Source organism: Mesorhizobium sp. M7A.F.Ca.US.006.04.2.1 (genome assembly GCF_004022915.1).
Taxonomy (GTDB): Bacteria; Pseudomonadota; Alphaproteobacteria; order Rhizobiales; family Rhizobiaceae; genus Mesorhizobium; species Mesorhizobium ciceri.
The window spans coordinates 1-2,446 of the sequence record NZ_RZQA01000899.1 but is presented as its reverse complement, the minus strand read 5'-3'; the positions used below and the strand labels follow the sequence as shown (position 1 = coordinate 2,446).

Below are 2,446 nucleotides of genomic sequence, written 5' to 3'. Positions count from 1 at the left end.
GGTCAAGCCGTTCGACATCGACGTCGCATCCGGCGCCTATTGGCTGGTGGCCAGAAACCTGCACGACCTCTCGGAGCCGGCCGCCGCGTTCGCCGACTGGCTCAGAAGTGAATTTGCCGAAAGCAGGCGGGCGCTGGAAGCGCAGGCTTAAACCCTTCTGGCCCGGTTCCTGTCCAGCCAAATGCCAAGCCGTGGCAACAAAGATTTTGGGCGCCTGCGCGAAGCCTGCGCACCGTGGACGGCCAAATCCCAAGGTCAGGCCGCTTCTTCGGCGCGCTTCTTCTCGATCTGGCCGATCGCGTCGACCACGGCATCGAAAGTCAGCATGGTCGAAGCGTGCCGCGCCTTGTAGTCGCGCACCGGCTCCAAATATCTGAGATCCGCAAAGCGGCCGTCCGGCGGGGCGCCATTTTCCTTGAGCATCTTCAGCATGGTGTCGCGCACCGCGCGCAATTCCTCGGCACTCGCGCCGACGACATGCTGCGCCATGATCGATGACGACGCCTGGCCGAGCGCGCAGGCCTTCACGTCATGGGCAAAATCCGTGACGACGCCGTCCTGCATCTTGAGGTCGACGGTGACGGTCGAACCGCATAGCTTGGAGTGCGCCTTGGCGGTCGCGTCAGGATGATCGAGACGGCCGATGCGGGCGATGTTTCCGGCAAAACCGAGAATTTTCGCGTTGTAGACGTCGTTTATCATAATTTTCCAATCCGTCGCCGCCAAGCGAACAGCGATTGCCGCTGTCGTGTCTTCCTTTCGCTCGCTATGACCTTATATAATGCTGGCAGTCCGGTATCGACAAGAACGACGAAAGCCAATGTCCTTGCCGGGAAGTTCACGCCGCTTACGGGGCTGGAAACGGGGCGAGTTTCCGACACCGAAAGGTCGTGGTCCGTTCAACTCGTTCCTCCGCCGAGAGGGACTACGGGAGACGCCTTTATGGATGCCGTCATCAAGAAGCTAATGCCACAGTCAGCCTATATGGAAAAGCCGGTCACCGACCGGCCAAGCGAAGCCGAAGTCGAAGCCGCCGTGCGCACGCTTTTGCGCTGGACCGGCGACAATCCGGACCGCGAAGGGTTGGTCGACACGCCGAAGCGGGTGGCAAAGGCCTTTCGCGAAATGTTCGGTGGTTACGACATGTGCCCGGCCGACGAGCTCGGCCGCACCTTCGAGGAGGTCGCCGGCTACGATGACCTGGTCATCGTCAAGGACATCACATTCCATTCGCATTGCGAGCACCATATGGTGCCGATCATCGGCAAGGCGCATGTCGGGTATCTTCCGGACGGCAAGGTCGTCGGCCTGTCCAAGATCGCACGCGTCGTCGATATCTTCGCCCACCGCCTGCAAACCCAGGAGGCGCTGACGGCGCAGATCGCCGGCGTCATCCAGGACGTGCTCAATCCGCGCGGCGTCGCCGTCATGATCGAGGCCGAGCACATGTGCATGGCCATGCGCGGCATCCGCAAGCAGGGATCAACCACGCTGACCTCGACCTTCACCGGCGTTTTCAAGGACACGCCCGAAGAGCAGGTCCGTTTCGTCACCATGGTGCGCGGCGGCGGGGTCTGATCGGCCCTCGCCGGCCATCAAAATAAGGACCGGCGATGTCGGCACTGGAATTTCCAAAAGCTCCGTCGGACAAGAAGGCTCTCGAGGAAGGCGCGGTGTTTTCGCCGCGCTTCGATGCAGCCGGGCTGGTCACGGTCGTCGTGACAGACGCCGCGGACGGCATGCTGTTGATGGTTGCGCATATGAACGCGCAAGCACTGGCGCTGACGCTTGAGACCGGCATCGCCCACTACTGGTCGCGCTCGCGCAGCGCGCTTTGGAAAAAGGGCGAAACATCAGGCAATTTTCAGCATGTCGTCGAGATGCTCACGGATTGTGACCAGGATGCCATATGGTTGCGCGTCAAAGTGTTGGGCCACGACGCAACCTGTCACACTGGCCGGCGTTCATGCTTTTATCGGACGGTGGGGCTGGTCGACGGCAAAGGGACGCTTGCCATCGACGGCAGCAAGCCGCTGTTCGATGCGGAAAACACGTATCGGAAACCAACAGCTTGAACCTTCTGCCTGACACCAACGACACAGATTCATCATTTCGATACGCCCCGCTCGTATAGTAGCCGTGGGACAAGGGAGATCATGATGCTCGAGTGGGCGTCATTGCGTAACAGACCAGATGTCAGGGAGGCCAACGGCCTGTCCTCGTCAGGCGGCGCGTCCGAAACGAACTCCCAAAAGAAAACAGGCATTTCCCTCGCCTTGGGTGGCGGGTGCGCCCGCGGCTGGGCGCATATCGGCGTGCTGCGCGCGCTGGATGAAGCCGGCATCGAAGTATCGATGATCGCCGGCACCTCGATCGGCGCGCTGGTCGGCGGCTGCTATCTCGCCGGCAAACTGGACGAGCTCGAAGAATTCGCCCGCAGCCTGAC

At 61.2% G+C, this 2,446-nt stretch carries 4 protein-coding genes and 1 pseudogene; 4 read left to right on the top strand and 1 reads right to left on the bottom strand.

What is annotated here, in order from left to right; all coding sequences use genetic code 11:
• Window positions 1–151: pseudogene (locus tag EN925_RS41070) on the top strand (transcriptional regulator); the annotation flags it as partial.
• A 104-nt stretch (window positions 152–255) separates the two neighbouring features.
• Here the strand turns inward: EN925_RS41070 and EN925_RS31890 are convergent.
• Window positions 256–702: an iron-sulfur cluster assembly scaffold protein gene (locus EN925_RS31890; RefSeq protein ID WP_013531981.1), complete on the bottom strand. Its 447-nt coding sequence runs from the start codon at window positions 700–702 to the stop codon at window positions 256–258.
• A gap of 240 nt (window positions 703–942) precedes the next feature.
• Here EN925_RS31890 and folE point away from each other — a divergent pair, with 240 nt between their 5' ends.
• From folE to EN925_RS31875, 3 genes are all read left to right on the top strand, one after another.
• Entirely contained in the window at window positions 943–1,578 is a 636-nt protein-coding gene (gene folE / locus EN925_RS31885) for a GTP cyclohydrolase I FolE (protein WP_013531982.1), read from the top strand.
• A gap of 35 nt (window positions 1,579–1,613) precedes the next feature.
• Entirely contained in the window at window positions 1,614–2,075 is a 462-nt protein-coding gene (gene hisI, locus EN925_RS31880) for a phosphoribosyl-AMP cyclohydrolase (protein WP_013531983.1), read from the top strand.
• A gap of 84 nt (window positions 2,076–2,159) precedes the next feature.
• Window positions 2,160–2,446 (top strand): patatin-like phospholipase family protein (locus EN925_RS31875; protein ID WP_206633040.1); only part of this gene is annotated, 287 nt, incomplete at its 3' end.